Annotated in this window: 26 protein-coding genes and 1 riboswitch; of the genes, 16 read left to right on the top strand and 10 right to left on the bottom strand. The window is 72.5% G+C overall.

The window, feature by feature from the left end; all coding sequences use genetic code 11:
* Window positions 1-51 precede the first annotated feature (51 nt).
* The 5 genes from OG852_RS19285 (at window position 52) to OG852_RS19265 (ending at window position 4,198) form a co-directional block, all read left to right on the top strand.
* A complete protein-coding gene (locus OG852_RS19285; protein WP_133912833.1) occupies window positions 52-906 on the top strand; it encodes a bifunctional methylenetetrahydrofolate dehydrogenase/methenyltetrahydrofolate cyclohydrolase in 855 nt (284 codons plus the stop codon).
* A complete protein-coding gene (locus OG852_RS19280; protein ID WP_133912832.1) occupies window positions 896-1,369 on the top strand; it encodes a DUF3017 domain-containing protein in 474 nt (157 codons plus the stop codon). Before OG852_RS19285 ends, OG852_RS19280 begins: the two co-directional genes overlap by 11 nt.
* An 86-nt stretch (window positions 1,370-1,455) precedes the next feature.
* Window positions 1,456-1,905: a helix-turn-helix domain-containing protein gene (locus OG852_RS19275; protein WP_133912831.1), complete on the top strand. Its 450-nt coding sequence runs from the start codon at window positions 1,456-1,458 to the stop codon at window positions 1,903-1,905.
* Window positions 1,906-1,922: 17 nt separating this feature from the next.
* A complete protein-coding gene (locus OG852_RS19270; protein WP_133912830.1) occupies window positions 1,923-2,837 on the top strand; it encodes a helix-turn-helix domain-containing protein in 915 nt (304 codons plus the stop codon).
* 371 nt (window positions 2,838-3,208) lie between these two features.
* Window positions 3,209-4,198: a malate dehydrogenase gene (locus OG852_RS19265; RefSeq protein ID WP_133912829.1), complete on the top strand. Its 990-nt coding sequence runs from the start codon at window positions 3,209-3,211 to the stop codon at window positions 4,196-4,198.
* 77 nt (window positions 4,199-4,275) lie between these two features.
* Here OG852_RS19265 and OG852_RS19260 read toward each other — a convergent pair whose 3' ends face one another.
* Window positions 4,276-5,700, bottom strand: a complete 1,425-nt coding sequence (locus OG852_RS19260) for an MFS transporter (RefSeq protein WP_330348531.1) — start codon at window positions 5,698-5,700, stop codon at window positions 4,276-4,278.
* Between the two features lie 92 nt (window positions 5,701-5,792).
* Between OG852_RS19260 and OG852_RS19255 the strand changes: the two genes are divergently transcribed.
* Together OG852_RS19255 and OG852_RS19250 are read left to right on the top strand one after the other, a co-directional pair.
* Entirely contained in the window at window positions 5,793-6,719 is a 927-nt protein-coding gene (locus OG852_RS19255) for a LysR family transcriptional regulator (protein WP_330348530.1), read from the top strand.
* Between the two features lie 182 nt (window positions 6,720-6,901).
* Complete coding sequence (locus tag OG852_RS19250) at window positions 6,902-7,387, top strand: carboxymuconolactone decarboxylase family protein (RefSeq protein ID WP_133912826.1); 486 nt, start codon at window positions 6,902-6,904, stop codon at window positions 7,385-7,387.
* 96 nt (window positions 7,388-7,483) lie between these two features.
* Here OG852_RS19250 and OG852_RS19245 read toward each other — a convergent pair whose 3' ends face one another.
* From OG852_RS19245 to OG852_RS19220, 6 genes are read right to left on the bottom strand one after another with little or no spacing between them, the layout of a single operon-like run.
* Window positions 7,484-8,275, bottom strand: coding sequence for an aminotransferase class IV (locus OG852_RS19245; protein WP_330348529.1), 792 nt, complete (start codon window positions 8,273-8,275; stop codon window positions 7,484-7,486).
* A gap of 10 nt (window positions 8,276-8,285) precedes the next feature.
* Window positions 8,286-9,464, bottom strand: a complete 1,179-nt coding sequence (locus OG852_RS19240) for an FAD-dependent monooxygenase (protein WP_330348528.1) — start codon at window positions 9,462-9,464, stop codon at window positions 8,286-8,288.
* Window positions 9,461-11,035 carry a class I adenylate-forming enzyme family protein gene (locus OG852_RS19235; protein ID WP_133912823.1) on the bottom strand — a complete coding sequence of 525 codons (1,575 nt, stop codon included), beginning with the start codon at window positions 11,033-11,035 and terminating at the stop codon, window positions 9,461-9,463. The genes OG852_RS19240 and OG852_RS19235 overlap by 4 nt, the downstream gene beginning before the upstream one ends.
* A gap of 32 nt (window positions 11,036-11,067) precedes the next feature.
* Window positions 11,068-12,600, bottom strand: coding sequence for an AMP-binding protein (locus OG852_RS19230; protein ID WP_330348527.1), 1,533 nt, complete (start codon window positions 12,598-12,600; stop codon window positions 11,068-11,070).
* Window positions 12,597-14,744 (bottom strand): aminodeoxychorismate synthase component I, encoded by a 2,148-nt coding sequence (gene pabB, locus OG852_RS19225; protein WP_133912821.1) that lies wholly within the window; start codon window positions 14,742-14,744, stop codon window positions 12,597-12,599. Before pabB ends, OG852_RS19230 begins: the two co-directional genes overlap by 4 nt.
* 28 nt (window positions 14,745-14,772) lie before the next feature.
* On the bottom strand, window positions 14,773-15,369 hold the full coding sequence (locus OG852_RS19220) for a hypothetical protein (RefSeq protein ID WP_133912820.1): 597 nt from the start codon (window positions 15,367-15,369) through the stop codon (window positions 14,773-14,775).
* Between the two features lie 222 nt (window positions 15,370-15,591).
* Here OG852_RS19220 and OG852_RS19215 point away from each other — a divergent pair, with 222 nt between their 5' ends.
* From OG852_RS19215 to OG852_RS19200, 4 genes are all read left to right on the top strand, one after another.
* Window positions 15,592-16,380 (top strand): DUF3050 domain-containing protein, encoded by a 789-nt coding sequence (locus tag OG852_RS19215; protein WP_330348526.1) that lies wholly within the window; start codon window positions 15,592-15,594, stop codon window positions 16,378-16,380.
* Between the two features lie 335 nt (window positions 16,381-16,715).
* Window positions 16,716-16,807: riboswitch (ZMP/ZTP riboswitch) on the top strand.
* A gap of 31 nt (window positions 16,808-16,838) precedes the next feature.
* Window positions 16,839-18,293, top strand: coding sequence for a glycine hydroxymethyltransferase (locus OG852_RS19210; RefSeq protein ID WP_133912818.1), 1,455 nt, complete (start codon window positions 16,839-16,841; stop codon window positions 18,291-18,293).
* Between the two features lie 100 nt (window positions 18,294-18,393).
* Window positions 18,394-19,407 carry a tryptophan--tRNA ligase gene (gene trpS / locus OG852_RS19205; protein ID WP_133912817.1) on the top strand — a complete coding sequence of 338 codons (1,014 nt, stop codon included), beginning with the start codon at window positions 18,394-18,396 and terminating at the stop codon, window positions 19,405-19,407.
* Between the two features lie 182 nt (window positions 19,408-19,589).
* A complete protein-coding gene (locus OG852_RS19200; RefSeq protein ID WP_133912816.1) occupies window positions 19,590-20,168 on the top strand; it encodes a 2'-5' RNA ligase family protein in 579 nt (192 codons plus the stop codon).
* Between the two features lie 99 nt (window positions 20,169-20,267).
* Here OG852_RS19200 and OG852_RS19195 read toward each other — a convergent pair whose 3' ends face one another.
* Window positions 20,268-21,023, bottom strand: a complete 756-nt coding sequence (locus OG852_RS19195; protein WP_133912815.1) for a decaprenylphospho-beta-D-erythro-pentofuranosid-2-ulose 2-reductase — start codon at window positions 21,021-21,023, stop codon at window positions 20,268-20,270.
* Window positions 21,024-21,031: 8 nt separating this feature from the next.
* Complete coding sequence (locus tag OG852_RS19190; protein ID WP_133912814.1) at window positions 21,032-22,378, bottom strand: FAD-binding protein; 1,347 nt, start codon at window positions 22,376-22,378, stop codon at window positions 21,032-21,034.
* 133 nt (window positions 22,379-22,511) lie between these two features.
* Between OG852_RS19190 and OG852_RS19185 the strand changes: the two genes are divergently transcribed.
* The 4 genes from OG852_RS19185 to OG852_RS19170 are packed head-to-tail and all read left to right on the top strand — an operon-like array spanning window position 22,512 to window position 25,312.
* Window positions 22,512-23,030: a phosphatase PAP2 family protein gene (locus OG852_RS19185; protein ID WP_133912813.1), complete on the top strand. Its 519-nt coding sequence runs from the start codon at window positions 22,512-22,514 to the stop codon at window positions 23,028-23,030.
* A complete protein-coding gene (locus OG852_RS19180) occupies window positions 23,023-23,976 on the top strand; it encodes a decaprenyl-phosphate phosphoribosyltransferase (protein ID WP_133912812.1) in 954 nt (317 codons plus the stop codon). Before OG852_RS19185 ends, OG852_RS19180 begins: the two co-directional genes overlap by 8 nt.
* On the top strand, window positions 23,970-24,407 hold the full coding sequence (locus OG852_RS19175; RefSeq protein ID WP_133912811.1) for a GtrA family protein: 438 nt from the start codon (window positions 23,970-23,972) through the stop codon (window positions 24,405-24,407). Before OG852_RS19180 ends, OG852_RS19175 begins: the two co-directional genes overlap by 7 nt.
* Entirely contained in the window at window positions 24,395-25,312 is a 918-nt protein-coding gene (locus OG852_RS19170; protein ID WP_133912810.1) for a YihY/virulence factor BrkB family protein, read from the top strand. The genes OG852_RS19175 and OG852_RS19170 overlap by 13 nt, the downstream gene beginning before the upstream one ends.
* Here OG852_RS19170 and OG852_RS19165 read toward each other — a convergent pair.
* Window positions 25,266-26,738: a D-alanyl-D-alanine carboxypeptidase gene (locus tag OG852_RS19165; protein ID WP_133912809.1), complete on the bottom strand. Its 1,473-nt coding sequence runs from the start codon at window positions 26,736-26,738 to the stop codon at window positions 25,266-25,268. The two genes, OG852_RS19170 and OG852_RS19165, sit on opposite strands and share 47 nt — an antisense overlap.
* Between OG852_RS19165 and OG852_RS19160 the strand changes: the two genes are divergently transcribed.
* Entirely contained in the window at window positions 26,677-26,916 is a 240-nt protein-coding gene (locus OG852_RS19160; RefSeq protein ID WP_133912808.1) for an SCO4848 family membrane protein, read from the top strand. The genes OG852_RS19165 and OG852_RS19160 overlap by 62 nt on opposite strands.
* Window position 26,917 lies beyond the last annotated feature (1 nt).

The following is a 26,917-nucleotide window of genomic DNA, read 5'->3' as shown; positions in this document are numbered from 1 at the left end:
GCTGCGGGGCCGGATTGGAACCGGGAGCCCGTCATCCGGGAGGATGGGGTCATGACCGCCCAGATTCTCGATGGCAAGGCCACCGCGGCCGAGATCAAGTCAGAGCTGGCCGCCCGCGTGGCGGCGCTGAAGGAGAAGGGCGTGATGCCCGGCCTCGGCACGATCCTCGTCGGGGACGACCCCGGCAGCCAGAAGTACGTCGCCGGCAAGCACCGCGACTGCGCCCAGGTCGGCATCGCCTCCATCCAGCGCGAACTGCCCGCCACCGCCACGCAGGAGGAGATCGAGGCGGTCGTCCGCGAGCTCAACGACGACCCGGCCTGCACCGGCTACATCGTCCAGCTGCCGCTGCCCAAGGGCATCGACGAGAACCGCATCCTGGAGCTGATGGACCCGGCCAAGGACGCCGACGGACTGCACCCGATGAACCTCGGCCGGCTCGTCCTCAACGAGCCCGCGCCGCTGCCCTGCACCCCCAACGGGGTACTCACCCTGCTGCGCCGCCACGGCGTCGAGATCAAGGGCGCCGAGGTCGTGGTCGTCGGCCGAGGGGTCACCATCGGCCGCCCGATGCCGCTGCTGCTCACCCGCCGCAGCGAGAACGCGACCGTGACCCAGTGCCACACCGGCACCCGGGACCTCGCGGCCCACCTCAAGCGCGCGGACATCGTGGTCGCCGCCGCCGGGTCCGCCCACCTCATCCGCCCCGAGGACATCAAGCCGGGCGCGGCCGTCCTCGACGTGGGTGTCTCGCGCGACGCCGAGGGCCGGATCAAGGGCGACGTCCACCCGGACGTCCGCGAGGTCGCCGGCTGGATCTCCCCGAACCCCGGCGGCGTCGGCCCCATGACGCGTGCCCAGCTGCTCGTCAACGTGGTCGAGGCGGCGGAGCGCAGTGCCGGCTGAGCAGACCCCCGGCGAGGCCGAGGACATCGAGGTACGGGACCCCGTCAGCGCCCCCGACGCGGACGGTGTGGCCCGTCGGCACACGCGGCGCTTCCCGCTGTTCACCAGGGACACCGCGCGCCCCGAGGGGGCGGGGCGGGCCGCGGCCGGCGATGCGCTGGCCGCTCGGCAGTGGCCGATCATCGTCGTCCTGGCGCTGGTCGCCCTCGGGCTGCTGGTGACCGCGCTCGACCAGTTCCGGGCGGGCACGATCGTGATCGGGGTCGGGCTGCTGACCGGGGCGGTGCTGCGGTGGCTGCTGCCCGGGGTGGGCATGCTCGCGGTGCGGTCCAGGTTCACCGACATCGCCACGTACGCGGTGCTGGGGGCGGTGATCGTGCTGCTCGCGCTGATGGCCCAGCCGGATCCCTGGCTGCAGATTCCCTTTTTAAAGGACACGCTGCATTTCACCGTCAGTAGCTAGATGAGTTCCCCGCGCCCCTTCGGGCCGGGAACCGGGTGGGCCCCCGGTGTCGTCCCGTCCAGGGGATCGACGAGGAGGTGGGCGGGATGGGCGCCTGGCAGCCGCTGCCGGACGGGCTGCCGCCGGAGGTACGGCACTTCGTGGAGCGACTGCGGCAGCTCAAGGACGGCACGGGGCTGAGCCTCGCCGCACTCGGCGCCCGCACCGCGTACAGCAAGTCCTCCTGGCAGCGCTATCTCAACGCCGTCCAGCCACCGCCCCGGCAGGCCGTCGCCGCGCTGTGCCGGGTCGCGGGGCTGACCGGCGCGGACGCCGAACGGCACGTCGTGCGCTGGGAACTCGCCGTGGAGGCCTGGCCGCGGCCGGCCCCGGCCCACCCCGGCGAGGCGTACGAGGACGACCCCACCGTCCCCTGGTGGGAACGCCTGGACGAGCCCGAGCCGGCCCGGCCCGCCGGACGCCTTCTCCTCCTCGCGGTCCTGCTGCTGCTCGCCCTGCTGCTCACCGCGGTCGGCGGGGCGATGGCCTTCGGCTGAGACAGGGAGGGGGCTCCATGCCTCGTTGGCGGGATCTGCCGGACGAACTCGACCCGCACGTACGCGAGTTCGCCGAGCAGCTGCGCGGGGTGGTGGACCGGGCGGGGCTGAGCCTCGCGACGGTCGCCGACCGCACCGGGTACGCCACGACCTCCTGGGAGAAGTACCTCGACGGCCGGCTGCTCGCGCCCAGGGGCGCGGTCGTCGCCCTCGCCGAGGTCACCGGCACTCCGTCGGCCCGGCTGATCACGCTGTGGGAGCCCGCCCAGCGGGCCTGGAGCCGTGCGGAGCTGCGGCAGGCACGGACCGTGGACGATGTGCGCATCGGCCGGGCGCGAGCCGCACCGGGGGAGTTCGGGCCACCGCGGGGCGGACCACGGGAGCCGGGGCGTGCGGGGGCGTCGCCGTCCGGCGCCGGCGGGGGAGCGGGGCGGCGGCCCCGTGCGCAGCGGCCGGCGCTGTTCCTCGCCGGGGTCGCGGGGGTGCTGGGCCTCGCCGTGGGCGCGTTCCTGCTGACCGACGCCGTGACCCCGGGGCGGACCGCGGAGGGCTCCGGCTCGCCCTCGCCGTCGGCCCGGACCAGTGCGGCCCTGCCCTCCGGGGTGCTGTGCGCGGGCTCCGGCTGCACGGGCGAGGACGCCGAGCGGATGGGGTGCAGCGGCGATTCGGCGACCACGGCGAAGAGCACGACGGTCGGCCCGGCCGTGGTCGAGGTCCGCTACAGCAGGATCTGCGGCGCCGCATGGGGGCGGATCGTGCGGGCCGTACCGGGGGACGTGGTCAGGGTGACGGTCGGCTCGCACAGCCGGACCGGCACCGTCGGCGCCGCCGGCGAGACGATCGCGTACACCCCGATGATCGCCGTACGCGGCCCCGGCCAGGCGAAGGCGTGCGCGGTGCTGGCCTCGGGCGTCCAAGGGTGCACCGGCTAGCGGCACCCGGGGAGGTCCGGGCAGGTCCGGGCAGGTCCGGGGAGGTCCGGGAAAATGTCCCGGGAAAAAGTCGGCGCACAGGCATACCCGCCTCCCCCCGGGGCACGCGAACGGTACCCCCACGGGAGTCCGGCACGACCCGGTACCCCCACCCGGCGGCCGCCCGGTCCCACCTCTCCCGGACCGGCGGCCGCCTTTTCCGTGCCACGGGCCTGGGCTGTGGGCTGGGCCACACAACCCTGGACGTCCGGGATCCCGGATGCGCGATAGCCTGACCGCTGGATGGATCTCTTGATACCAAGAGATCGATCATTTGTACGTCCCATCCGGGGCAGGGACGCCCCACCGACAGCTGTCATACGGAGAACGCCATGACCCGCACTCCCGTGAACGTCACCGTCACCGGCGCGGCCGGCCAGATCGGTTACGCCCTGCTCTTCCGCATCGCCTCCGGCCAGCTGCTCGGCGCGGACGTGCCGGTCAAGCTGCGCCTCCTGGAGATCACCCCCGCGCTCAAGGCCGCCGAGGGCACCGCGATGGAGCTCGACGACTGCGCCTTCCCGCTGCTGCAGGGCATCGACATCACCGACGACCCGAACGTCGCGTTCGACGGCGCCAACGTCGCGCTTCTCGTCGGCGCCCGCCCCCGTACCAAGGGCATGGAGCGCGGTGACCTCCTCTCCGCCAACGGCGGCATCTTCAAGCCGCAGGGCAAGGCCATCAACGACCACGCCGCGGACGACATCAAGGTCCTCGTCGTCGGCAACCCGGCCAACACCAACGCCCTGATCGCCCAGGCCGCCGCCCCGGACGTTCCGGCCGAGCGCTTCACCGCGATGACCCGCCTCGACCACAACCGCGCGCTGACCCAGCTCGCGAAGAAGACGGGCTCGACGGTCGCCGACATCAAGCGGCTCACCATCTGGGGCAACCACTCCGCCACCCAGTACCCGGACATCTTCCACGCCACGGTCGCCGGCAAGAACGCCGCCGAGGTCGTGAACGACGAGAAGTGGCTCGCCGAGGACTTCATCCCGACCGTCGCCAAGCGCGGCGCGGCCATCATCGAGGCCCGTGGCGCGTCCTCGGCCGCGTCCGCCGCCAACGCCGCGATCGACCACGTGTACACCTGGGTCAACGGCACCGCCGAGGGCGACTGGACCTCCATGGGCATCCCGTCGGACGGCTCCTACGGCGTTCCGGAGGGTCTGATCTCCTCCTTCCCGGTCACCACCAAGGACGGCGTCTACGAGATCGTCCAGGGGCTGGACATCAACGAGTTCTCGCGGGCTCGCATCGACGCGTCGGTGAAGGAGCTGGAGGAGGAGCGCGAGGCGGTTCGCGGCCTCGGCCTCATCTGACACGTGCCTCCGGCGGTTCCGCCGACCACCCGCACGGCCCCGTTCCGGTTCTTGGAGCGGGGCCGTGCGCCGTACGGCTATGGCGCGTTGCCCGGTGCGGGTGCGTGGTGGCTTGCCGCGCCGTTCCCCGCGCCCCTGGGGGGTTGTGGGGCCCCGCGCCGAATCGTGCCGTAGCCCTTCACCACCAGTGCCGTGGCCGTCAGGACCAGGAGTGCCACCGTGCGCAGGGCCGGGCCCATTCCCGAGGGCAGGTCGGGGTGGCCGGCCAGGACCGTGCCCGCGATCGCGACGCCCAGGGCCGCGCCGGTCTCGCGGGCCGCCGTGCCGAGGCCGGAGCCCAGGCCTGCCTGGTGGTGGGGGAGGGCGGTGGCCATGCCCAGGGTCAGGGCGGGCATGGACAGGCCGGTGCCGGCCGAGATGACGAGCAGCCAGCAGGCGTAGACCGCGTACGGCGTGTTCGCGTCGGCGGTGGACGCGCCGAGGAGTCCCAGGCCGATCAGGGCGAGTCCCGAGCCGACGACCGGGCGGGGACGCGCCGCCCAGCGGGCCGCGAACTTCGGGACCAGGGCCATGCCGACGATCAGCGGCAGGATCGCGAGGCCGGTGACGGCCGGCTGGAACCCCTTGACCTCCTGGAGGTACTGGGAGTTGACGAAGAACAGCGCGAACAGGCCGAGGAAGCCGGTGGTCATGCCGAGGGTGGTGGCGCGCAGGCGCGGCGCGCGGAAGACGCGGGGGTCGAAGAGCGGGGCGCCGGTGCGCAGCGAGTGGAGCGTGAAGCCGGTGATCAGGACGGCGCCGGTCGCGAAGGAGCCGAGGATGAGCGTCGAGGTCCAGCCGTGGCCGGGCCCCTCGATGATGCCGTGGAGGACCGCCACCAGGCCCGCCGTGAGCAGGAGCGTGCCCAGGGGGTCCAGGCCGGCCCCGGCGCTGCGGGCGGTGCGCGGGGTGGTCCGTGCCACGGCGAGGGCGAGGAGGGCGGCCAGCGGCACCATCGCCGCGAACAGGGCCCGCCAGGTGAGGTACTGACCGACGAGACCGCCGCCGAGGTTGCCGAGCATGCCGCCGAGGCCGATCGCCAGCGTCCAGGACGCCATCGCCTGCGCCCGCCGCTCCGGGCCCGCGAGCTGGACCAGGATCGACATCGTCGCCGGGGTGATCAGCGCCGCGCCCGCGCCCGAGACGCCCCGGCCCGCGATCAGCACCGCCGGGTCGGTGGCGCAGGCGCTGGTCGCGGCGCCCGCGGCGAACAGGGCGAGCCCGGTGAGCAGGGCGCCCTTGCGGCCGTACCGGTCGCCGAGCGCGCCGGCCGGGATGAGCAGGCCGGCGAAGACGATGACATAGGCGTCGACGGTCCACAGGATCGCGGTGTCGGAGGGGTGCAGGGACGACGCGGCCAGTTGCGGGATCAGGAGGTTGATCGCGGCGACCATGCTCTGCGCGACCAGGACGCAGGCGCACATCGCGAGGAGGGTGGACCGTTTCAGGGCGAGCGGGGGCATGGCTCCTCCCGGAGCTGGGTGTGGTGTGGGGTGCCCTGTCACCGTAGGGTCGGCAGCGTCCTGCACTCCAGTGCAACCTTTGCAAGGGAACGATGCGTGTGACGCAATCAAGTGGGCTGGACCTGAATCTGCTGGTCGCCCTGGAGGTGCTGCTGGAGGAGGAGAGCGTCGGGGGCGCGGCCCGGCGGCTGCATCTCTCCGAGCCCGCCATGAGCCGCACGCTCGGCCGGATCCGCAAGGCGCTCGGTGATCCGGTGCTGGTGCGGGCGGGCCGGCGGATGGTGCCGACGCCGCGTGCCCTCGCCGTACGGGCGGAGGTGAGCGCGGTGGTGGAGCGGGCGCGGGCGCTGTTCGCGCCGGCCGAGGGCACCGACCTCAGGACGGTGACCCGCACCTTCACGATCCTCGGCCACGACGCCATCGCGGCCGCCCACGGCCCGGCCCTGCTCGCCCGCGCCGCCGCAGAGGCGCCCGGCGTCCGGCTGCGGTTCCTGAGCGAGAGCCACGTCGACGCGCCGTTCCTGCGCGAGGGCACCGCGGACCTGGAGGTGGGCGTCCTCGATGCGACCGCGCCCGAGGTGCACCGCGAACACCTCCAGGAGGACCGGATGGTGGGAATCGCACGGGCCGGACATCCGCTGCTGGAGGGGGAGTTGACCCCGGAGCGGTTCGCCCGCGAGGCCGATCACCTGATCGTGTCGCGGCGCGGCAAGCTGCACGGGCCGATCGATGCCGCGCTAGCCGAACTCGGCCTGGAGCGGCGGGTGGTGGGCACCGTCGGCTCCCTGCCGTCCTCCCTGTTCGTCATCCGTGACACCGACCTGGTGGGTCTGAACACCTCCTGGGGGCTGCCGCTCGCCGAGAGCCTCGGGCTGGTCCCCTTCGAGGTGCCGCTCCCGCTGCCACCGCTGCGCCTCGGCATGGCCTGGCATCCGCGCCACGACGCGGACCCGGCCCACGCCTGGCTGCGGCGGGCGGTACGGGAGACGGCGGCCCAGTGGTCACCGGGCGGGCGGTGACAGCCTCTTCTCGAACCAGTGGTCCGCGTAACCCGGGCCCCGTACGCCGGGATCTCCCGGTATCCGCAGCTCCGGTACATCGCCCGGGCCTCGGTGAGCGAGGCGTCGAGGCGCGGGACGTCCAGGCCGCGCGCCAGTCGAAAATGGCTCCGGAATGTGAATTCGCGGTTATAGTCGAACCCATGAGCAACCGTGACCAGATATCCCGTGTGGCCCTGAAGAAAATCACCCCCGACGTCTCCTCCGCGATGGGTTCCCTGCATGCCGCCGCCGTCGCCGCGGCACAGGACGCGAAAGTCGAACCGGAAATCCTGGAACTGCTCAGGATCCGCGCCTCGCAGCTCAACGGCTGCGCCTTCTGCCTCGACATGCACACCAAGGACGCCCGCGCCGCCGACGAGACCGAGCAGCGGATCTACGCCCTGAGCGCCTGGCGGGAGACCCCCTTCTTCACCGAACGGGAGCGCGCCGCACTGGCGTTGACCGAGGCCGTGACCTTCGTCGCCGACGGTCACGTACCGGAGGAGGTCTACGCCGAGGCCGCCGAGGTCTTCGACGAGGCCCAGATCGCGGCGCTGATCTGGGCGGCCACCGTCATCAACGCGTACAACCGCATCGCGATCGCCACGCGGATGGTCCCGGGGGCTTATCAGCCCGCGAAGAAGTAATGCGCGAAGACGTAATTCGCGAAGACATAATCATTGAGTAAGGTACACGGAATTCGGGCATCGGCTTCTCGCGTCGATGCCCGATGTTTTTCCGGTTCATTCGCCCGGCAGCCGCTCCCCCAGCCCCTCCAGCCCCTCCAGCCATTCCCGCCACTCCGCCGCCCGCACCGCCTCACCGGCCTTCAGGTCCTCCCCGGCCCAGCCCGTCACCGGGCGGATCCCGTGCAGCGCGTTCACCGCCCACACCTCGCGGCCGTCCAGCTCGGCCACGGTCCGCTCCCGGCGATCGACGTGGACACCGAGCTGCCCGGCCCGCTCCAGGATCAGCGCGGTCGTCACCGAGGGCAGCACGGGCAGAGCGGGCGGGGGCAGGCACAGAGTGTCGTCCTCCCACCACAGCACCCCGGCCGTAGGCGACTCCAGCACCTCCCCGGACGGCCCCACCAGCACCGCCTCCTGGGCGCCGGCGTCGATCGCCCGCGCCCGCACCTCGGCCAGGACGTCGAGATCGGGCCCCTTGCGACGCGGCGCGGTGCGCGGGTCCGTCCGGCCCACGGCCCACAGCCGGATCTCCGTGCCCAGCGGCGGCGCGGGCCGCAGCCGTAGCCTCAACTCCCTCGCCCCGGCGGCGAGTTCGACTCGCGGGAACCACTCACCTGTGCGCGGCAGCGCGGCGGTCACGTCCTGCCAGAACTCCGTCAACCGGCGCGGCCCCGGCCCGCCGCACTCCCCGCAGGCCCGCAGGAAACGCTCCCGGTGACGGTCGTACGCCCGCACCCGGCCGTCCCGCACCAGCCACGAGTCCGCGACCAGCAGCGGGCCCTCCGACGCCGGCACCGGTGTCAGCCCACCGCCGGGCGACCAGCTCAGCAGCCCCTGCCCACGCATCGCGTCCTCCTCAGTACTTGCCGCCCGCCACCGCCGGAGCCCCGTGCCGGGGACCGTACGGGGCGTGCTCCAGCCATGATCCGCACGACGGCAGCACCGGCGCGAGAGCCGCCGCCGCGCGCTGCCGCAGCCGTACGATCCGCCGGCGCGGACGCAGATGGCCGAGCGCGATCCCGGCCGCCTCGCTGTTGAACAGCCCGGCGGCCCGCCGTACGTCCGCGAAACCGTCCACGGCGGCGGACGTCCCGGCGGCGATCGCCGCCGCCGCCGCGGCCGCGTCCGCGATCCCGCTGTTCATGCCGCGTGCCCCGAACGGCGGGAAGAGATGCGCCGCCTCCCCGACCAGCAGCACCCGCCGGTGCGGATCGGTGAAGGACGCCGCCACCTTGCGCAGGAAGCGGTACGTCGACACCCACAGGATCCGGCCGTCGTACCCGTCGCCCACCACCTCGGGGAGCCAGCGGCGCACCGCGTCCTCGGTGCCGTACGCCTCCTCCTCGTCGTCGTCGAAGCACTGCAGGTCCACCTGGAAGCCCCCGGTGAACGGCACCCGCATCACACTGCGGCCCCCGACACCCGGATGCTCGTAGTGGAAGACCCGCTCCAGCGGGAGTTCCGCGCCCGGCACGTCCGCCACGTCGACGACCACGTGGAAGCCCTCGCCGCGCGTGCCCTCCATGGCGATGCCCAGCTCGCCGCGGACCGCCGAGCGCGCGCCGTCCGCCGCGACGACGTACCCGGCACTCCACTCCCTGCCGTCCTCGCCGGTCAGGACGACACCCCGGTCGGAGGCGGCGACCCCCGTGATCCGCGCCCCCCACGTGAACTCCACGCCCGCCCGCTCGCACGCCCCGCGCAGAAAGCGCTCGGTGTCCACCTGGCGCAGGCTGGTGAACGGCGGCAGCCCGGACGGGGGCGGGAAGGTGCGGGAGTACACCTCACGGCCCCGGTAGAGCGTGCGGCGGGTGTGCCAGGTGCGGCCGTACTCCGTGATCTCGGCGGCCAGGCCCGGGGACATGCCGTCGAGCAGCCGCAGCGTCTCGCGGTGCACGAACAGGGCCCGGCTGCCCGGCCGGGCACGGTCCTCGGGGTCCGCCTCCAGCAGGGTGACGGGCAGCCCGTGCGCGCGCAGACCCAGCGCGGCCGAGAGACCGACCGGGCCCGCGCCCACCACGATCACGGGGTTCACGCGTGGACGCCTTCTCGCGCCTCGGCCAGCATCCGCGTGATCTCCAGCCGCTTCACCTTCCAGGTGGCCGTCATCGGCAGCTCCTCGAACCGCCACTGCCGCGGCTCGGCCATCTTCGGCAGATCGGCCGTGGCCTCCGCCCAGCGCTCCGGGTCCAGGGGCCGTTCGCCCCGTACGCACACCACCGGCACCGGCTCACGGTCCGCACCCGGCACGATGACCACCTCACGCAGCTCCTCCAGGCGGTCCATCAGGGTGTCCTCGACCTCGAGGTTGCTGTGCACGGCGTCGATCCGATCCACCTCGCGGTCCATCAGGTACAGCGCGCCCAGCCGTGTGCGGTAGCCCATGTCGCCCATCTGCCACCAGCCGTCGGTGAGCTGACGGTCGTACTGCTCCTGCATGCCCAGGTAGGTGAGGATGCGGCCGCGGGTGCGGGCCTCGATCCGGCCGGGTGTGCCGGGCCGCAGCCGCTCGCCGTCCGGGCCGGTCACCCGGACCCGGGTGAAGCCGGGGATGCCGGTGCCGACCCGGCGGCCGTCCGCGCGGGCCACCGAACGCCGGGTGAACCACTGGAACGCCACCGGGCCGCTCTCGCTCTGCCCGTACAACTGGATCAGCCAGGGCGTACGGCGCTTCGAGGCGTCCAGGAGCCGCCGGACCGTGCGCGGATGGATCGCGTCGAACGTCGAGCCGTACGACTTCACCCGCGACAGCGGGGCGCCCGGCGCGTCGGCCAGCTCCTCCCACAGCACGAAGGTGTTGGGGTGCGTCTCGACGATCCCGGGGCGGTGACGGACCAGGAGCGGGCCCACCGACGCGGGATCGGGGTCGGTGATCAGCAGCAGCGGGCTGCCGAAGTGCAGCAGCACCCCGAGCAGGTGGTAGAAGCGCGAGTGCACGAACGACATGTGCAGCGCCGCCACCTCGCCCCGGGTGGGCCAGCCCATCGCCTTCTGCGGTACGAGCCGGTTCCACATGGTGTTCGCGCAGTGCACGGCGAGCTTGGGGACGCCGGTGGTGCCCGAGCTGTGGGTGATCAGGGCGGGCTCGCGCGGGTGCAGGCGCACGGGCCGGGGCGTCTCGGCCCCCGCGTACTTCTGGAGGGACTCCGCGCCGGGCGCGTCGGCCACGGTGAGCGTGCGCCGCACCAGAGCGTCCAGGTTCCGGCCCTTCAGCGGGCCGTCCAGCTTCGCCCCGTCGGTGACCAGCCACGGCCGCTGGAGGCGGGCGAGCAGCTGGCCCACCACCTCGCCGGCCAGCGCGGGCGACAGCAGCACCGGCACCGCGCCGATCCGGGAGATCGCGCAGGTCAGCAGCACGATGTCGACGTTGTCGGTCTTGTGTACGACGACCTGCTCGGAGGGCCGTACGCCCGCTTCCCACAGCCGCCCCGACAGCTCCTCGACCACCTCGGCGAGGACCGTGTAGCTGAGGGCCGTGCCGAGGTCGGGATGGGTGTCCAGCGGGCGGTCCAGGGTGACGAACACGGCGCCGTGCCGGTCGGCCGCCCGACGGAACATCGGGCCCAGATAGAACCCGCGGTCGGTGAGAACGGGCTGCTGAGGCATGGGACGGTTCCTCTCTGACGGGGACGGCACGGTCACCAGGCCCCTTGGCGGACCAGATGGCGGCGGAGCTTGCCGGTCGGGGTGCGGGGCAGGGACGGGACGAGGCTGACGCTGCGGGGGACCTTGAAGGCGGCGAGACGCTCCCGGGCCAGCCGCAGCAGGTCCTCCTGGAAGCCCTGCGGCGCCGGCGTCCTCGCCGGGACGACGAAGGCGCGCAGCCGGCCCGCCCCGCTCGCGTCGGTGACGGCCGCGACCGCGACCTCCTTCACCGCCGGGTGGGCGCGCAGGACGGCCTCCACCTCCAGCGGGGAGACGGTGATGCCGCCGACCATCTCCATGTCGTCGGCGCGGCCCAGATGGCGGTACGCCCCGTCCGGTTCGCGGCGCGCCCGGTCGTGGGTGTGGAGCCAGCCGTCGACCAGGGTGCGGGCGGTCTCCTCGGGCCGGTTGAGGTAGCCGGGCGTGACCGTGGGCCCGCGGACCCACAGTTCGCCCTCCTCGCCGTCCGGCACGGGCCGTCCTGCCTTGTCGCGCAGCTCCACCTCGAAGCCGGGCACCGGGCGGCCGACGGTGCCCGGACGGTTGTGGGCGAGGCTGTTGGCGCAGAAGGCGTGCCCGGCCTCGGTGGAGCCGATCTGCTCCAGGACCGGCGCGCCGAGCAGGTCCACGACGCGGCCGCCGAGCCCGTCCGGCATGCCCTCACCGGCCGACACGGCGGCCCGTACGGAGGCGAAGCAGGCCTCGTGGCCGCTGCCCCGGTCGGCGACCAGCGCCGCGTACGCCGACGGCACGGAGTAGAGGAGGGTCACCCGGTGCCGGGCGACCAGCTCGTCCACGGCGGCCGGGGTGGGTCGGCGGTCCACCAGGACGGCCGAGGAACCGGAGAGGAGGGGGAAGACGAAGGCGTTGCCGAAGCCGTAGGCGAAGAACAGCTTCGACACGGACAGGGTGACGTCGTCCGGGGTGATGCCGAGCAGCGGCCGTCCGATGAGTTCGTGGTACGCCACCGGGTCGCCGTGCGTGTGCACGACCCCCTTGGGCCGGCCGGTCGTGCCGGACGTGTACTGGACGTAGAGGGGACTGCCGGAGCCGACGGGACGCGCGTCGGCGGCCTCCGCCGCGGCGGCCAGCGCGAGCAACTGGTCGGCACCCAGGCAGGCCCGACCGCCGAACCGGTCGTCCTCCAGCCCCGGTCCCGTGACACACAGCACCGCCCCGGTGTCCGTGGCCATGAACACGTGGTCGGCGGCGGGGAGTTCGGGGTTGGCCAGGACGGCCACCGCGCCGAGCCGGGCGACGCCCAGAAAGGCCGCCACCCAGGCGATCGAGTCGGGCAGCGCCAGCAGCACCCGGTCCCCGGGCCCCACCCCCTGCGCGGCGAGCACCCCGGCCGCCCGCGCGCCGAGCCCGTGCACCTCGCCGTGGGTCCAGCTCCGGTGCCCCTGGTGGAACGCGGCCCGGCCGCTCCAGCCCTCCCGCTCGGCCAGTTCGGCGAGCCGGGCGGCGAGGTTGTCGGGCCGGGGCGACGGGGCGGGGGGTGCCGCGCTGAGCCGGGGAGTCGTCATCGGGCGCCCTCTTCCAGGGCGTTCGGTGCGGGCAGCGGGGTGGCGCCCGTGTACGCCCGCATCTGCGCGGCCGTCTTCAGCAGCATCTCGTCGTACTCGGCGACCGGGTCGGAGTCCAGGACGATCGCGCCGCCCGCGCCCAACTGCATGCGGCCGTCGGCGAGTACGGCGGTGCGGATGACGATGTTGAGGTCGGCGCCGCCGCTGCACCCCAGGTAGCCGAGGGCGCCGGAGTACACGCCCCGCGCCTCGGTCTCGACGCCGTCGATGATCTCCATCGTGCGCAGCTTCGGCGCGCCGGTCATCGAGCCGCCGGGGAAACAGGCGCGCACACAGTCCACGGCGTCCGTGCCGTCGCGCAGCCGGCCCTCGACGGTGGAGACGAGCTGGTGCACGGTCGTGTACGTCTCGACGGCCATCAGCCGGGACACCCGTACCGTCCCGGTACGGCAGACCCGGCCCAGGTCGTTGCGGAGCAGGTCGACGATCATCAGGTTCTCGGCGCGGGTCTTGGCGTCCGCCGCCAGCGCGTCCCGCAGCCGGGCGTCCTCCAGCGGGTCTCCGCCGCGCGGCGCGGTGCCCTTGATCGGCTTGGTCTCGGCGACGCCGTCCCGGGTGATCCGCAGGAACCGCTCCGGCGAGGCGCCGGCCACGTCGAGGTCGCCGAACCGCAGGAAGGCCGCGTACGGCGCCGGGTTGACGCGGCGCAGCTCCCGGTAGAAGCCGTACGCGTCGGGCGGGGCGGGCATCCGGGCCGCGTCGGTGAGGCAGATCTCGTAGCTGGTGCCGGCCCGCAGCTCGCGTTGGCAGGCCTCGATGTCGGCGAGGTACGTCGTTTGGTCGCGCGTCAGCCACGGTTCGGCGGCGCCGAGGTCGGGCGCGGTCGGGGCGGGCGGCGGCCGGTGGCCGTCGGGGGCGACGAAGGTGAGCTGGGCGACCGTGTGCTCCAGCCAGTCGGCGGCCTCGCGCGCGGCCTGCGGGGTGTCCTCCGCGAGGCAGACCGCGTAGGTGGCGTCCTCCTCGTGGTCCACCGCGATCAGCCGGTCGGCGAACAGCCAGGCGGCGTCGGGGGTCTCGGCGCGGTGGCGGTTCGGGGAGCCGCAGTCGGCCTTGGTCTCGTAGCCGAAGTAGCCGACGTATCCGCCGGTGAAGTCGAAGGGGAGCCCGGTGGCGTCGACCCGGCGGTTGCCCAACTGCCGCTTCAGATAGTCGAAGACGCTCGCCGTGACCTTGCGCGGGGGCCGTCCGGCCCGCTCGATCTCGCACCGGCCGGCCTCGACGTCGTAGCGCACGAACTCGGCGAGCGGACCGCTGTCGTCGCCGAGGAAGGAGAAGCGCGCGAGGCCCTGCTCGACCCGGGAGCTGTCCAGCCAGAACGACCGCGCCGATCCGGCGAACAGCCGGGTGAAGGCGGCCTCGGTGTCGACGGCTCCGGCGATCCGGCGGGTGTGCAGCCGGTAGGCGGGGAGGTTGCCCTGCCGGGGGCGGGGGATCGTCGTCCGCGCGGTCGTGGCCGACGGGACGGCGGTGTTCTTGGTGCGGGGGCGGCGGGCCAGCTCGGCGGTGAGGTTGCGGAAGTTCACCAGCATGCGGTGGCCGTACTCGGTGAGCACCGACTCCGGGTGGAACTGCACGCCCCACAGCGGCCTTTCGCGGTGCCGCAGGCCCATGAGGACGCCGTCCTCGGCCCAGGCGGTGGCCTCCAGCGTCGCCGGCAGCGGCTCGTGCACGGCGAGGGAGTGGTAGCGGACGGCGGTGAAGTGCTGGGGGAGCCCCTGGAACAGGTCCCGGCCGTCGTGCCGCACCTGGGTCAGATGTCCGTGCCGGGGCTGCGGGGCGGGCGCCACCCGGCCCTTCTCCCCGAGGGCGATGCCCTGGTGACCGAGGCAGACGCCCAGGACGGGCAGCGGGGCCTCGGCGAGCACCCGGGCGCTGATGCCGAAGTCACGGGCCGATCCCGGATGCCCCGGACCGGGCGAGACCACGACATTGTCGAAACCGTCGAGAACGTCTAATACGTCGATCCCGTCGGCTCCGCCGGTGTCATTGTGGATCACCACCGGCTCCTCGCCGTTGACCTCGGCGATCAGCTGGAACAGGTTGTACGTGTACGAGTCGTAATTGTCGATGAGCAGGGTCTTCACCCGCCCACCTCCTTCGTCGTTCACGAACCTATACGGTCCGTCGTTTGTGCCGCCCACGCAGCGCCTGGAGCGGCGGGTACAGCCATTTCTTGAAGAAACGCTGAAGGCGCGGCATGAGAATCCAGGTGACGAGAGCCGTCACGCACAGGCAGAGCAACAGCGTGCGAATGAATGGATTGAGGCCGCCGAGATAGGGCAGCACGATGAGATTGAACAGAAGCACCGGCGGAAACACCGCGCTCATATTCACGAACCACAGTTTCCATTTCGCCGGCGGGGCGGGCGGAGCAGGTGGGGGTGTCGGTGGGGGCAGGGGGGCCTGGGTGTCGAACCACTCCTTCGAGCCCTGCACGCTACGGCGGCCCGCCCGCTCGGCGATGCCCTGAGTCCGTACGTCCCATTGCACCCGGTCGGGAGAGAACTCCCAGGCCAGAGCCGTGTCCTCGGTGGCGAAGCGATAGACGACATGCCACTCCGCCTCTCGATCGACAAGGACGCCACCCCCGAGGAAACCCGGCTGCCGGGCGCTCGCGCCCAGCATGGCCCACCCCCAGGTGTGGAAGTCGGCCTCACGGCCCGGCACCACGTGATAGGCCACGGTCACGGTGACGGGATTACTGCTCACGGGGTGGAGTACGGGCCGGCCGCGGACCGCGTTCAAAGATTCAACGAGTTTTTTGTGGCCGTCCTGTGACTGTCCGAATCGCGGCTCTTTGCCGGGATTTCGGGCTCCTTGGTGTCATCTGTCGGACGGTACTGCGAGTAACTTCCACCGAATTCAGGAAAGTGCTTGCCGTCGCCACTCGGATGGTTGGACGATCGCGGTCCGAGATCGAAGGAGATCTTCATGTCCAGGTATGACTGGAAACTGACCGCCGGGGGACACGAGGGAATCGAACGGGCCCGTTCCGTGCTGGAATCCGCCCGAAAAGAAGTAACGGCCCACCCCATTTACCAGCGAATATCCGGGCAGGAGCACCTCAGGACGTTCATGGCCCACCACGTGTACGCGGTGTGGGACTTCATGTCCCTGCTCAAGTCGCTCCAGCGCGAGCTGACCTGCGTCGACGTGCCCTGGGTGCCGCGCGGCTCGGCGGTCGCCCGCCGGCTCATCAACGACATCGTCCTGGTCGAGGAGAGCGACGAGCTCAACGGCGGCTTCACCAGCCACTTCGAGCTGTACCGGGCCGCCATGTCCGAGGCCGGGGCCGACACCACCCGCGTCGACACGTTCCTCGGCCTCGTCGGCGAGGGCCACGACCTGTCCGCGGCCCTGCGTGTCGCCCAGGTGCCCGCACCGGCGGCGGAGTTCGTCACGACGACCTTCGACATCATCGCCCACCGCCCGCTGCACTGCCGGGCCGCCGTCTTCGCCTTCTCCCGCGAGGACCTCATCCCCGACATGTTCGACCAGGTCATCAAGGAGGAGGGCACCGACCGCTTTCCCCTCTTCCGCGACTACCTCGCCCGCCACATCGAGGTCGACGGCGAGGAACACACCCCCATGGCCCTCCAGATGGTCACCGACCTCTGCGGCACCGACGACACGCGCTGGCAGGAGGCCGTCGAAACCGTCACCCTCGCGCTGGAGGCGAGGTCCCGCCTGTGGGACGGCATCACGGAGGCGATGACCTGAGTCGTCGCCCCCTTCTCGCGCCGGTGCCGGACCGAGGAGCGGTCCGGGCCTCGGGGAGGGCGTGGTGACGGGCGACGGCGGGCGGGCGGTGTTCCTGGGGCGGGCGGACGAACCCGGCGCGTGACGGGCGACGTACGCCCGGGCGGCGGCGGGACGCCCCGTGCTCGCCGCCGTCGAGGTCCCGACCGGCATCGGCGGCCACACCCCGGCCGGCCGCGTCACCGACCTGCCCGGTCAGCACACCTGGGCTTCGTACCGCACGTGATCCTCTGGAGCCCGGGGTCGCTCGCATGGTGGACGCGGCGCCTTCCCGCGCGCGCGTGCCCGGTAGGCTGGCGGCGGGCCGTGACTGGCGCGCTGGGATGGGACGGACCATCGGGGAGCGGCCCGTGAGCAGCATTGAGTGCCGTGCGCCTGGGCCGAACCGTGAACGCCGAACGCATGTCCGGAGGTCCCGAATGTCTGCCGAGTCCGCACCCCTGTCCACCGAGTCCACCGCCTTCCGCGCCGCCCTCGACGTGATCCGCGCCGTCGAGCCGCGCGTCGCCGACGCCATCGGCCAGGAGGTGGCCGACCAGCGCGAGATGCTCAAGCTGATCGCCTCCGAGAACTACGCCTCCCCGGCCACCCTCCTCGCGATGGGCAACTGGTTCAGCGACAAGTACGCCGAGGGCACCGTCGGCCGCCGCTTCTACGCCGGCTGCCGCAACGTCGACACGGTCGAGGCGCTCGCCGCCGAGCACGCCCGCGAGCTCTTCGGCGCCCGCCACGCCTACGTCCAGCCGCACTCCGGCATCGACGCCAACCTGGTCGCCTTCTGGGCCGTCCTCGCCGACCGCGTCGAGGTCCCCTTCCTGGAGAAGACCGGCGCCCGCCAGGTCAACGACCTCACCGAGGCCGACTGGGCGGAGCTGCGCCAGGCCTTCGGCAACCAGCGCATGCTCGGCATGTCCCTGGACGCCGGCGGCCACCTCACCCACGGCTTCCGCCCGAACATCTCCGGCAAGATGTTCGACCAGCGCTCCTACGGCACCGACCCGGCGACCGGCCTCATCGACTACGACGCCCTGCGCGCCCAGGCCCGTGAGTTCAAGCCGCTGATCATCGTCGCCGGCTACTCCGCGTACCCCCGTCTGGTGAACTTCCGGATCATGCGCGAGATCGCCGACGAGGTCGGCGCCACGCTGATGGTCGACATGGCGCACTTCGCGGGCCTGGTCGCCGGCAAGGTCCTCACCGGCGACTTCGACCCCGTCCCGCACGCCCAGATCGTCACCACGACCACCCACAAGTCGCTGCGCGGCCCGCGCGGCGGCATGGTCCTGTGCGACGACTCCCTCAAGGACCAGGTCGACCGAGGCTGCCCGATGGTCCTCGGCGGTCCGCTCCCGCACGTCATGGCCGCCAAGGCCGTCGCCCTGGCCGAGGCCCGGCAGCCCGCCTTCCAGGACTACGCCCAGCGGATCGTCGACAACTCCCGCGCGCTGGCCGAGGGCCTGATGCGCCGGGGCGCCACCCTGGTCACCGGCGGCACCGACAACCACCTCAACCTGATCGACGTGGCCTCCTCCTACGGCCTCACCGGCCGCCAGGCCGAGGCCGCCCTGCTCGACTCGGGCATCGTCACCAACCGCAACGCCATCCCCGCCGACCCGAACGGCGCCTGGTACACCTCCGGCATCCGCGTCGGCACCCCGGCCCTGACCACCCGCGGCCTCGGCACGGCGGAGATGGACGAGGTCGCGGGCCTGATGGACCGCGTCCTCACCACCACCGAGCAGGGCACGACGAAGTCCGGCGCACCGAGCAAGGCCGCCCACGTCCTCGACGCCAAGGTCGCGGACGAGATCTCCCAGCGGGCGACCGACCTGGTGGCGGGCTTCCCGCTGTACCCGGAGATCGACCTCGGCTGACGGTGCTTTCAGGGGTGCGGGGACTGCGCGACCAGCCACGGCGGCGCCGCGGCTCCCCGCGCACCGAAACCACTCACCGCTCTCTGAGACAATGATGAACATGGCCTCAGATCGACCCCGCGTGCTCTCCGGAATCCAGCCCACCGCAGGCTCGTTCCACCTCGGCAACTACCTCGGCGCCGTCCGCCAGTGGGTGGCCCTGCAGGAGTCCCACGACGCCTTCTACATGGTCGTCGACCTGCACGCGATCACGGTCCCGCAGGACCCGAAGGACCTCACGGCCAACACCCGTCTGGCGGCCGCCCAGCTCCTCGCGGCGGGCCTGGACCCCGAGCGCTGCACCCTCTTCGTGCAGAGCCACGTCCCCGAGCACGCCCAGCTCGCCTGGGTCATGAACTGCCTCACCGGCTTCGGCGAGGCGTCCCGGATGACCCAGTTCAAGGACAAGTCCGCCCGCCAGGGTGCCGAGAGCGCCAGCGTCGGCCTGTTCACGTACCCGATCCTCCAGGTCGCCGACATCCTGCTCTACCAGGCCCACGAGGTCCCCGTCGGCGAGGACCAGCGCCAGCACATCGAGCTCACCCGTGACCTCGCCGAGCGCTTCAACGGCCGCTTCGGCGCGACCTTCACCATCCCGAAGCCGTACATCCTCAAGGAGACGGCGAAGATCTACGACCTCCAGGACCCGTCGATCAAGATGAGCAAGTCGGCGTCCACGCCGAAGGGCCTCATCAACCTGCTCGACGACCCGAAGGCCACCGCGAAGAAGGTCAAGAGCGCGGTCACGGACACCGACACCGTCGTCCGCTACGACACCGAGAACAAGCCGGGCGTCAGCAACCTGCTCTCGATCTACTCCACGCTCACCGGCAAGAGCATCGCGCAGCTGGAGCAGGAGTACGAGGGCAAGATGTACGGCGCGCTCAAGACGGACCTCGCGGACGTCGTCGTCGACTTCGTCACCCCGTTCCGGGACCGCACCCAGCAGTACCTGGACGACCCGGAGACGCTGGACTCGATCCTGGCCAAGGGCGCGGAGAAGGCGCGCGCCGTCGCCGCGGAGACGCTCTCCCAGGCGTACGAGCGGGTCGGCTTCCTGCCCGCGAAGCACTGAAGGCGCTCGGAAGCACCCGGGGCGCACCGCACACACGTTCCTCCGGGCAGAGCGCTGCACATCACTTCCTCTGCGCCTGCCCAGAGGACAGCCGTGGCCGTACAGTCGATAGCCGTACGACTGAGACGACTGAGTACGAACCCGGCACCACACCACCACCGGTTTTGACGACAGGAGACGACGTGGGGACCGTAACGATCGGTGTGTCGATCGCGGTCCCGGAGCCCCACGGCAGCCTGCTCCAGGAGCGGCGCGCGGGCTTCGGCGACGCCGCTGCTCACGGCATCCCCACGCATGTCACGCTGCTGCCGCCGACCGAGATCGAGGCGAGCGACCTGCCGGCCGTCGACGCCCATCTCAGCGAGGTCGCCGCGACCGGCCGCCCCTTCCCGATGCGGCTCTGCGGCACCGGCACCTTCCGGCCGCTGTCGCCGGTGGTGTACGTCAAGGTCGTCGAGGGCGCCGAGGTCTGCGCCTGGCTCCAGCAGCTCGTCCGGGACGCCTCCGGCCCGCTGGTGCGGGAGCTGCTGTTCCCGTACCACCCGCATGTCACCGTGGCGCACGGCATCGACGACGAGGCGATGGACCGCGCCTTCGAGGAGCTCTCCGGCTACGAGGCCGACTGGTCCTGCACCGGCTTCGCCCTCCACGAACAGGGCCCGGACGGCGTCTGGCGCCAGCTCCGCGAGTACACGTTCGGCGGCCCGGTGATCCCGCCGCAGACGGCACACGCGGACCGGGACTCCTTGCCGACCCGGTGACCGGACGCGCCCCTCAGGGGCGCGGGGCGGTATCGACATACGGCTCCGCCGCGCGGGCGCGACCAGCCCCCACCGGGCCGGCAGCCGAACCACCTGCCCCTAAACGGGCAACCGTCGAAACACCCCCCGCGGCACATGCCGCAACGCCGACATCACCACCCTCAACACCCCCGGCACCCACACCACCTCCGCCCGGCGCCGCAACCCCACCTCCACCGCCGCCGCCACCTCCTCCGCCGTCGTGGCGAGCGGCGCCTCGGGAAGCCCCGCGGTCATCCGCGTCCGCACGAACCCGGGCCGTACGACCATGACGTGCGCCCCGGTGCCCTGCAACGCGTCTCCCAGCCCCTGGGCGAACGCGTCGAGGCCCGCCTTGCTGGAGCCGTAGATGAAGTTCGCGCGGCGGGCCCGCTCCCCGGCGACGGAGGAGAGCACGACGAGCGCCCCGTGCCCCTGCGTCTGGAGCGCGCGGGCGCTCACCAGACCCGCCGACACCGCGCCGGTGTAGTTCGTCTGCGCCACCCGCACCGCCGCCGACGGGTCGCGTTCGTCGTGCGCCTGGTCGCCGAGGACACCGAAGGCGAGCAGGACGAGATCGATGTCGCCCTCGGCGAAGACCTTGCCGAGGACCGTCTCGTGGGAGCCGGGGTCGAGGGCGTCGAAGGCGACGGTGCGGACGTCGGCGCCGAGGACGCGCAGCTCGGCGGCGGCCGAGTCCAGCGCGGCGGAGGGCCGTCCGGCCAGCCACACCGTGCGGGTGCGACGGGCGATCAGCCGGCGGGCGGTCGCCAGCGCGATCTCGGACGTACCGCCGAGGACGAGGAGGGACTGGGGGAGACCGAAGGCGTCCTGCACTGCAGCTCCTAGAGGTTGAGGCGCCGGGACAGATCGGAGGTGAGCACCCCGCGCGGGTCCAGCTCGGCGCGCAGCGCGCGGAAGTCGGCCAGGCGCGGGTACATCGCGGTGAGCAGTTCGGGGCGCAGCCGGGAGTCCTTGGCGAGGTAGACGCGTCCGCCGGCGGACGCGACCTCCTCGTCCAGCTCGTCGAGGAAGGCGCCGAGGCCGGGCAGGGCGGCCGGGATGTCCAGGGCGAGCGTCCAGCCGGGGCGCGGGAAGGAGAGCCAGCCGGGGTCGGCCTCCCCGAACCGCTTGAGGACGGCGAGGAAGGACGGGCAGCGGTGCGCGCCGATGCGGTCCACGATCCGGCGCAGGGCGTCCTCGTGGCCGTACCCGACGACGAACTGGTACTGCACGAAGCCGCTCCTGCCGTAGACGCGGTTCCAGTGCGGGACGCCGTCGAGGGGGTGGAAGAACGCGGAGAGGCGCTGGAGTTCGCCGGTCCGCGCGCGGGGCGCCCTGCGGTACCAGAGTTCGTTGAACCATCCGACGGTCGTCCGGTTCAGCAGGCCGCTCGGCAGGGTGGGGGCGGCCGGGAGGCGGGAGGGGCGGAAGGCGAGCGGCGTGCGGCGGGCGCGGGCGGGCAGCGCGTCCAGGGGCGCGTGGTCGCCGCGGGTGAGCACCGCGCGCCCGGTGGCCGCCCCGCGCGCGAGGAGGTCGATCCAGGCGACGGAGTAGCGGTAGCGGTGGTCGCCGGCGGTCAGCCGGGCCATCAGGTCGTCGAGGTCGGCGGCGCGTTCGGTGTCGACCGTCATCAGGGACGTCTCGACGGGCTGGAGCCGGACCGTGGCCGTGAGGATCACCCCGGTCAGGCCCATGCCGCCGGCGGTCGCCTCGAACAGCGGGGTGCCGTGGCCCACCGTGCGGATCGCGCCGTCGGCGGTGAGCAGCTCGAAGGACAGCACATGACGGGCGAAGGAGCCGGAGACGTGGTGGTTCTTGCCGTGGATGTCGGCGCCGATCGCGCCGCCGACGGTGACGTACCGGGTGCCCGGGGTCACCGGCACGAACCAGCCGAGCGGCAGCAGCACCTCCATCAGCCGGTGCAGCGAGACGCCCGCGTCGCACAGCACGGTCCCGCCGGCCACGTCGACGACATGGATCCGGTCCAGGCCGGTCATGTCCCACACCGCCCCGCCGGCGTTCTGTGCCGCGTCCCCGTACGCCCGCCCCAGCCCCCTGGGGATGCCTCCGCGGACCCCGCACTCCCGGACCGCGGCCACGGCCTCCTCGTACGTCCGGGGACGGATCAGACGGGCGGCGGAGGGAGCGGTGCGGCCCCATCCGGTGACGGGAACGGTCTCGGCAGGCATGGTGGCGACCGTATCGCCCCTGTATCGGCGATTAGTTTTGAAACCTCCCGATGCTCCCCGAAATGGGTGATTAATGGGATGTCGCTCAATATTGCCGGAGTTCCACCGGGGTCGGCGTGAACAGTTGATCCGCATGGACCCCCTCGACGACCTCGACGACCTGGACCACCGCATCCTTTCCGCGCTGCACGCGAGCGGCGCGGATCCGCGCGTCGCCGGTGCCGCGCGCGCCCTGTCCCGGGCGGGCGAGCACGGCGCGCTGTGGCTCACGGCGGGCCTCGTGGGAGCCGCCGTGGACGGCCCGCGGCGCGGCGCCTGGCTGCGCGCGACCGCGCTCACCGCGGGCGCGCACGTCGCCAGCATGGGGGTGAAACGGATCGTGCGCCGTCCGCGCCCCGCGCACGTCGACCCCTTGGTGCGCACCGCGGGCCGGCACTCCTTCCCCAGCTCGCACGCGACCTCCGCCGCGGCCGCCGCCGTCGCCTTCGGCGCACTCGGAGCACCCGCCGTCGCCCCCCTCGCCCTCGCGGTGTGCCTGTCCCGTCTCGTCGTCGGCGTCCACTACCCCTCCGACGTGGCGGCCGGCGCGGCCCTCGGGGCGCTCACGGCGCGCCTGGGAAAGCGGTGGATGACAGAGGGGCGCCATGGCTGACACGGTCCTCCACCCGCAGCGCACCCACCGCCGCCGCGTCCCGCCGCCGCGGAGCCCCCGCCCCGGCGGCCTGCTGCGCGGCCTCCTGCGTACCGCCCGCCCCAAACAGTGGGTCAAGAACGCCCTCGTCGTCGCCGCCCCCGCCGCGGCCGGCCGGCTCCTCACCGCCGGCACGCTCACCGAACTCGCCCTGGTCTTCGCCCTGTTCACCGCCTGCGCCGCCGCCGTCTACCTGGTCAACGACGCCCGCGACGCCGAGGCAGACCGCGCCCACCCCGTCAAACGGCACCGCCCGGTCGCCGCCGGACAGGTCCCCGTACCGGTCGCGTACGCCGTCGGAGGCGCCCTCGCGGTCCTCGCGCCGCTCCTCGCGGCCCGGCTGACGAACCCGGCCGTCGCGCTGCTGCTGACCGCCTACCTCGGCATGCAACTGGCGTACTGCGTCAGCCTGAAGCACGTCCTGGTCGTGGACCTCGTCGTCGTCACCACCGGCTTCCTCATGCGGGCCGTGGCCGGCGGGCTCGCGCTCGGCATCCCGCTCTCCCGCTGGTTCCTGATCACCACCGGCTTCGGCGCGCTGTTCATGGTCTCCGCCAAGCGCTACTCCGAGGCCGTCCAGATGGCCGGAAAAGCGGGGGTCACCCGCGTGTTGCTCACCGAGTACACCACCGGCTACCTGCGCTTCGTCTGGCAGCTCGCGGCCGGGGTCGCCGTCCTCGGCTACTGCCTGTGGGCCCTGGAGGAGAGCGGCGCCCCGCACCCCGGCCTGCTGCCCTGGCGTCAGCTCTCGATGGTCGCGTTCATCCTCGCCGTCCTGCGCTACGCCGTCTTCGCCGACCGCGGCACCGCGGGCGAACCCGAGGAGGTGGTCCTCGGCGACCGCGCCCTCGCCCTGATCGGCCTCGCCTGGCTCGCCATGTACGCGCTGGCGGTGGCCCATTGGTAGCCGCCCGCCGCGAGCTGCTGGGCTTCGCCGCCGTGGGCCTCGTCGCCTACGCCGCCGACCTCGGCCTCTTCACCTGGCTGCGCGGCCCGGCCGGACTCGGCCCGCTCACCGCGAAGACCCTGTCCTTCCTCGCGGGGTGCACGGTCGCCTACCTCGGCAACACGCTCGGCACCTACCGCCACGCACGCGCGCGTGGCCCGCACTCCTACGCCGTGTTCTTCGCCGTCAACCTCGCCGGCGCCCTCGTCCAGCTCCTCTGTCTCACCGTCAGCCACTACGGCCTCGGACTCACCTCACGGCGCGCCGACACCGTCTCCGGGGCCGTCGTCGGCATGGCCCTGGCGACTGTCCTGCGTTTCTGGGGTACTCGGACCCTCGTCTTTCGCGTCAACCACCGCGAGCGGGGCAGAGTCGGATCATGGACTGGCTGAAACAGCTTCCCGGCATCGGGCCGTGGGTGGCCCGCCTCATGGCCACGCACGGGTGGCGGTCGTACGAACGACTGGACCGGGTGAAATGGACCCGGCTCGCCGCCGCGATGACGTTCATCAGCTTCATCGCGCTCTTCCCGCTGCTCACCCTGGCCGCCGCGATCGCCGCAGCCACCCTCAGCGAGTCCCAGCAGCAGGAACTCCAGAACAAGATCGCCGACCAGGTCCCCGGCATCTCCGACCAGCTCAACATCCACGACCTGGTGCAGAACGCCGGCACGGTCGGCCTCATCGCCGGCGCCCTGCTGCTGCTCACCGGCATCGGCTGGGTCGGTCAGATGCGGGACTGTCTGCGCGCGGTGTGGGAGCTGCCCGACCAGGAGGAGAACCCGGTCCTCAGCAAGGGCAAGGACGCCGGCATCCTCGTCGGACTCGGCGGCGCGGTCCTCGTCACCCTCGCCATCTCCACCGTCGCCTCCGCCCTGGTCGGCCGGATCACCGACGCCCTCGGCATCGACAAGGCGGGCTGGGGCGGCATCCTGCTGCGCGTCGCCGCCTTCACCATCGCCGTCCTCGCCGACTTCCTGCTCCTGCTGTACGTCCTGACCTTGCTGCCCGGCGTAGAGCCCACCCGCCGCCGTCTCCTCGTCGCGGCCCTGATCGGCGCCGTCGGCTTCGAACTGCTGAAGCTCCTGCTCAGCGGCTATATGCAGGGCGTGGCCGGCAAGAGCATGTACGGCGCGTTCGGCGTCCCCATCGCCCTGCTGCTGTGGATCAACCTCACCTCGAAACTGGTCCTGTACTGCGCCGCCTGGACAGCCACCGGCAGCGCGCCCGAGAGCGCGTTCGACGAAGACGTCAGCGGCGACGGCGTACCAGATCCGGCAACGGCCAGCGGCGGTTGACGACGTACGCCCCGGCGGCGAGCAGCACCACCACGCCGCCCGCGATGCCCAGTGCGGTCCACATGCCGCGGGAGCCGTCGTCGGCGACCGCGCTCGCCACCGGCTGCTGGGAGGTGCCGCCCCTGCCGGCCTCCGCGGACGCGCCGGAGGACGGGTTCGCACCCGGCTGCGCACTGGCCTGCGCGCTGGGCGCCGCCCCCTGCGGCGGGACCAGCTCGCCCACCGGCGTCACCTTCCCGGCCGCGGCGAACCCCCAGTCGAACAGCTTCGCGGTCTCCTTGTAGACCTCGTTGTGGTCGGTCTTCTCCGGGTTCATCACGGTGACGAGCAGCACCCGCCCGGCACGCTCGGCAACCCCCGTGAAGGTCGCGCCCGCGTTGGTCGTGTTGCCGTTCTTCACCCCCGCGATGCCCGGGTACTGCGAGATGTCGTAGTCACCGGCCAGCAGCCGGTTGGTGTTCTGGATCTCGAAGGACCCCCGGACCTTCTTGCCCTTCTTGTTCTTCTTCGTCTCGCCCGGGAACTTGGCCGAGACCGTCGAGCAGTACTCGCGGAAGTCCTTCTTCTGCAGCCCCGACCGAGCGATCAGCGTCAGGTCGTAGGCGGAGGAGACCTGCCCGGGAGCGTCGTAGCCGTCGGGCGAGACGACGTGCGTGTCGAGGGCCTGGAGCTCCTCGGCGTGCTGGTTCATCTCCTTGACGGTGTCCGCGACTCCGCCGTTCATCGACGACAGCACATGCACGGCGTCGTTGCCGGACCGCAGGAAGACCCCGAGCCAGAGGTCGTGGACCGTGTAGGTCTCGTTCTCCTTTATCCCGACCAGGCTGGAGCCCGACCCGATGCCCTCCAGGTCCTTCGGCACGACCTTGTGCGCGGTGGTCCTCGGGAACTTCGGCAGCACGGTGTCCGCGAACAGCATCTTCATCGTGCTCGCCGGGGGCAGCCGCCAGTGCGCGTTGTGCGCCGCCAGCACGTCACCCGACTCCGCGTCCGCGACGATCCACGACCGCGCGGTGAGATCCTTCGGCACCACCGGCGCGTCCCCCGCGAGCGCCACCTGCGTCCCCGCCTGCCCGAGCCGGGCACCGCCGACGCTGGACATCGTCGCCGGGGGAGTGGCCGAGGGGGACGCGCTCCCGGAAGGAGACGGAGAAGAAGAAGGAGTCGGACTCGGCGCGGCGAGGGAGACGGGCGCCGACAGCGCGAACGAGGTGAGGGACGCTGCGGTGACCAGCAGGGATCGCCTGACGGTCTGCTTCATGGGTGCGGGCACGACGGAGAACGTACCTGGCAGGCGACGGGAAGTCCCGCCGCCCTCCCCACCCCCGTCATCGAACCGGACACCCGACGGCGATACTGAACCCATGAAGCTCAGCCGCCCCCTCTCCTGGTTCCTGCTCGCCTTCGGGGTGTGGAGCTGGATCATCTGGGTCACTTTCATCAAAAACCTGGCCAAGGACAGCAGTGGGCTCGCCTTCGACGACGGCCACCCCACGGCGTACTTCTGGGTCCACCTGACGCTCGCCGTCGTCTCCTTCGTATTGGGGACGGCCATCGGGGTCATCGGGTTGCGCGGTCTGCGCGCACTGCGCCGGACGTCATAGC

Source organism: Streptomyces sp. NBC_00582 (assembly GCF_036345155.1).
GTDB lineage: Bacteria > Actinomycetota > Actinomycetes > Streptomycetales > Streptomycetaceae > Streptomyces.
This window is presented reverse-complemented; position numbering and strand designations above follow the sequence as displayed.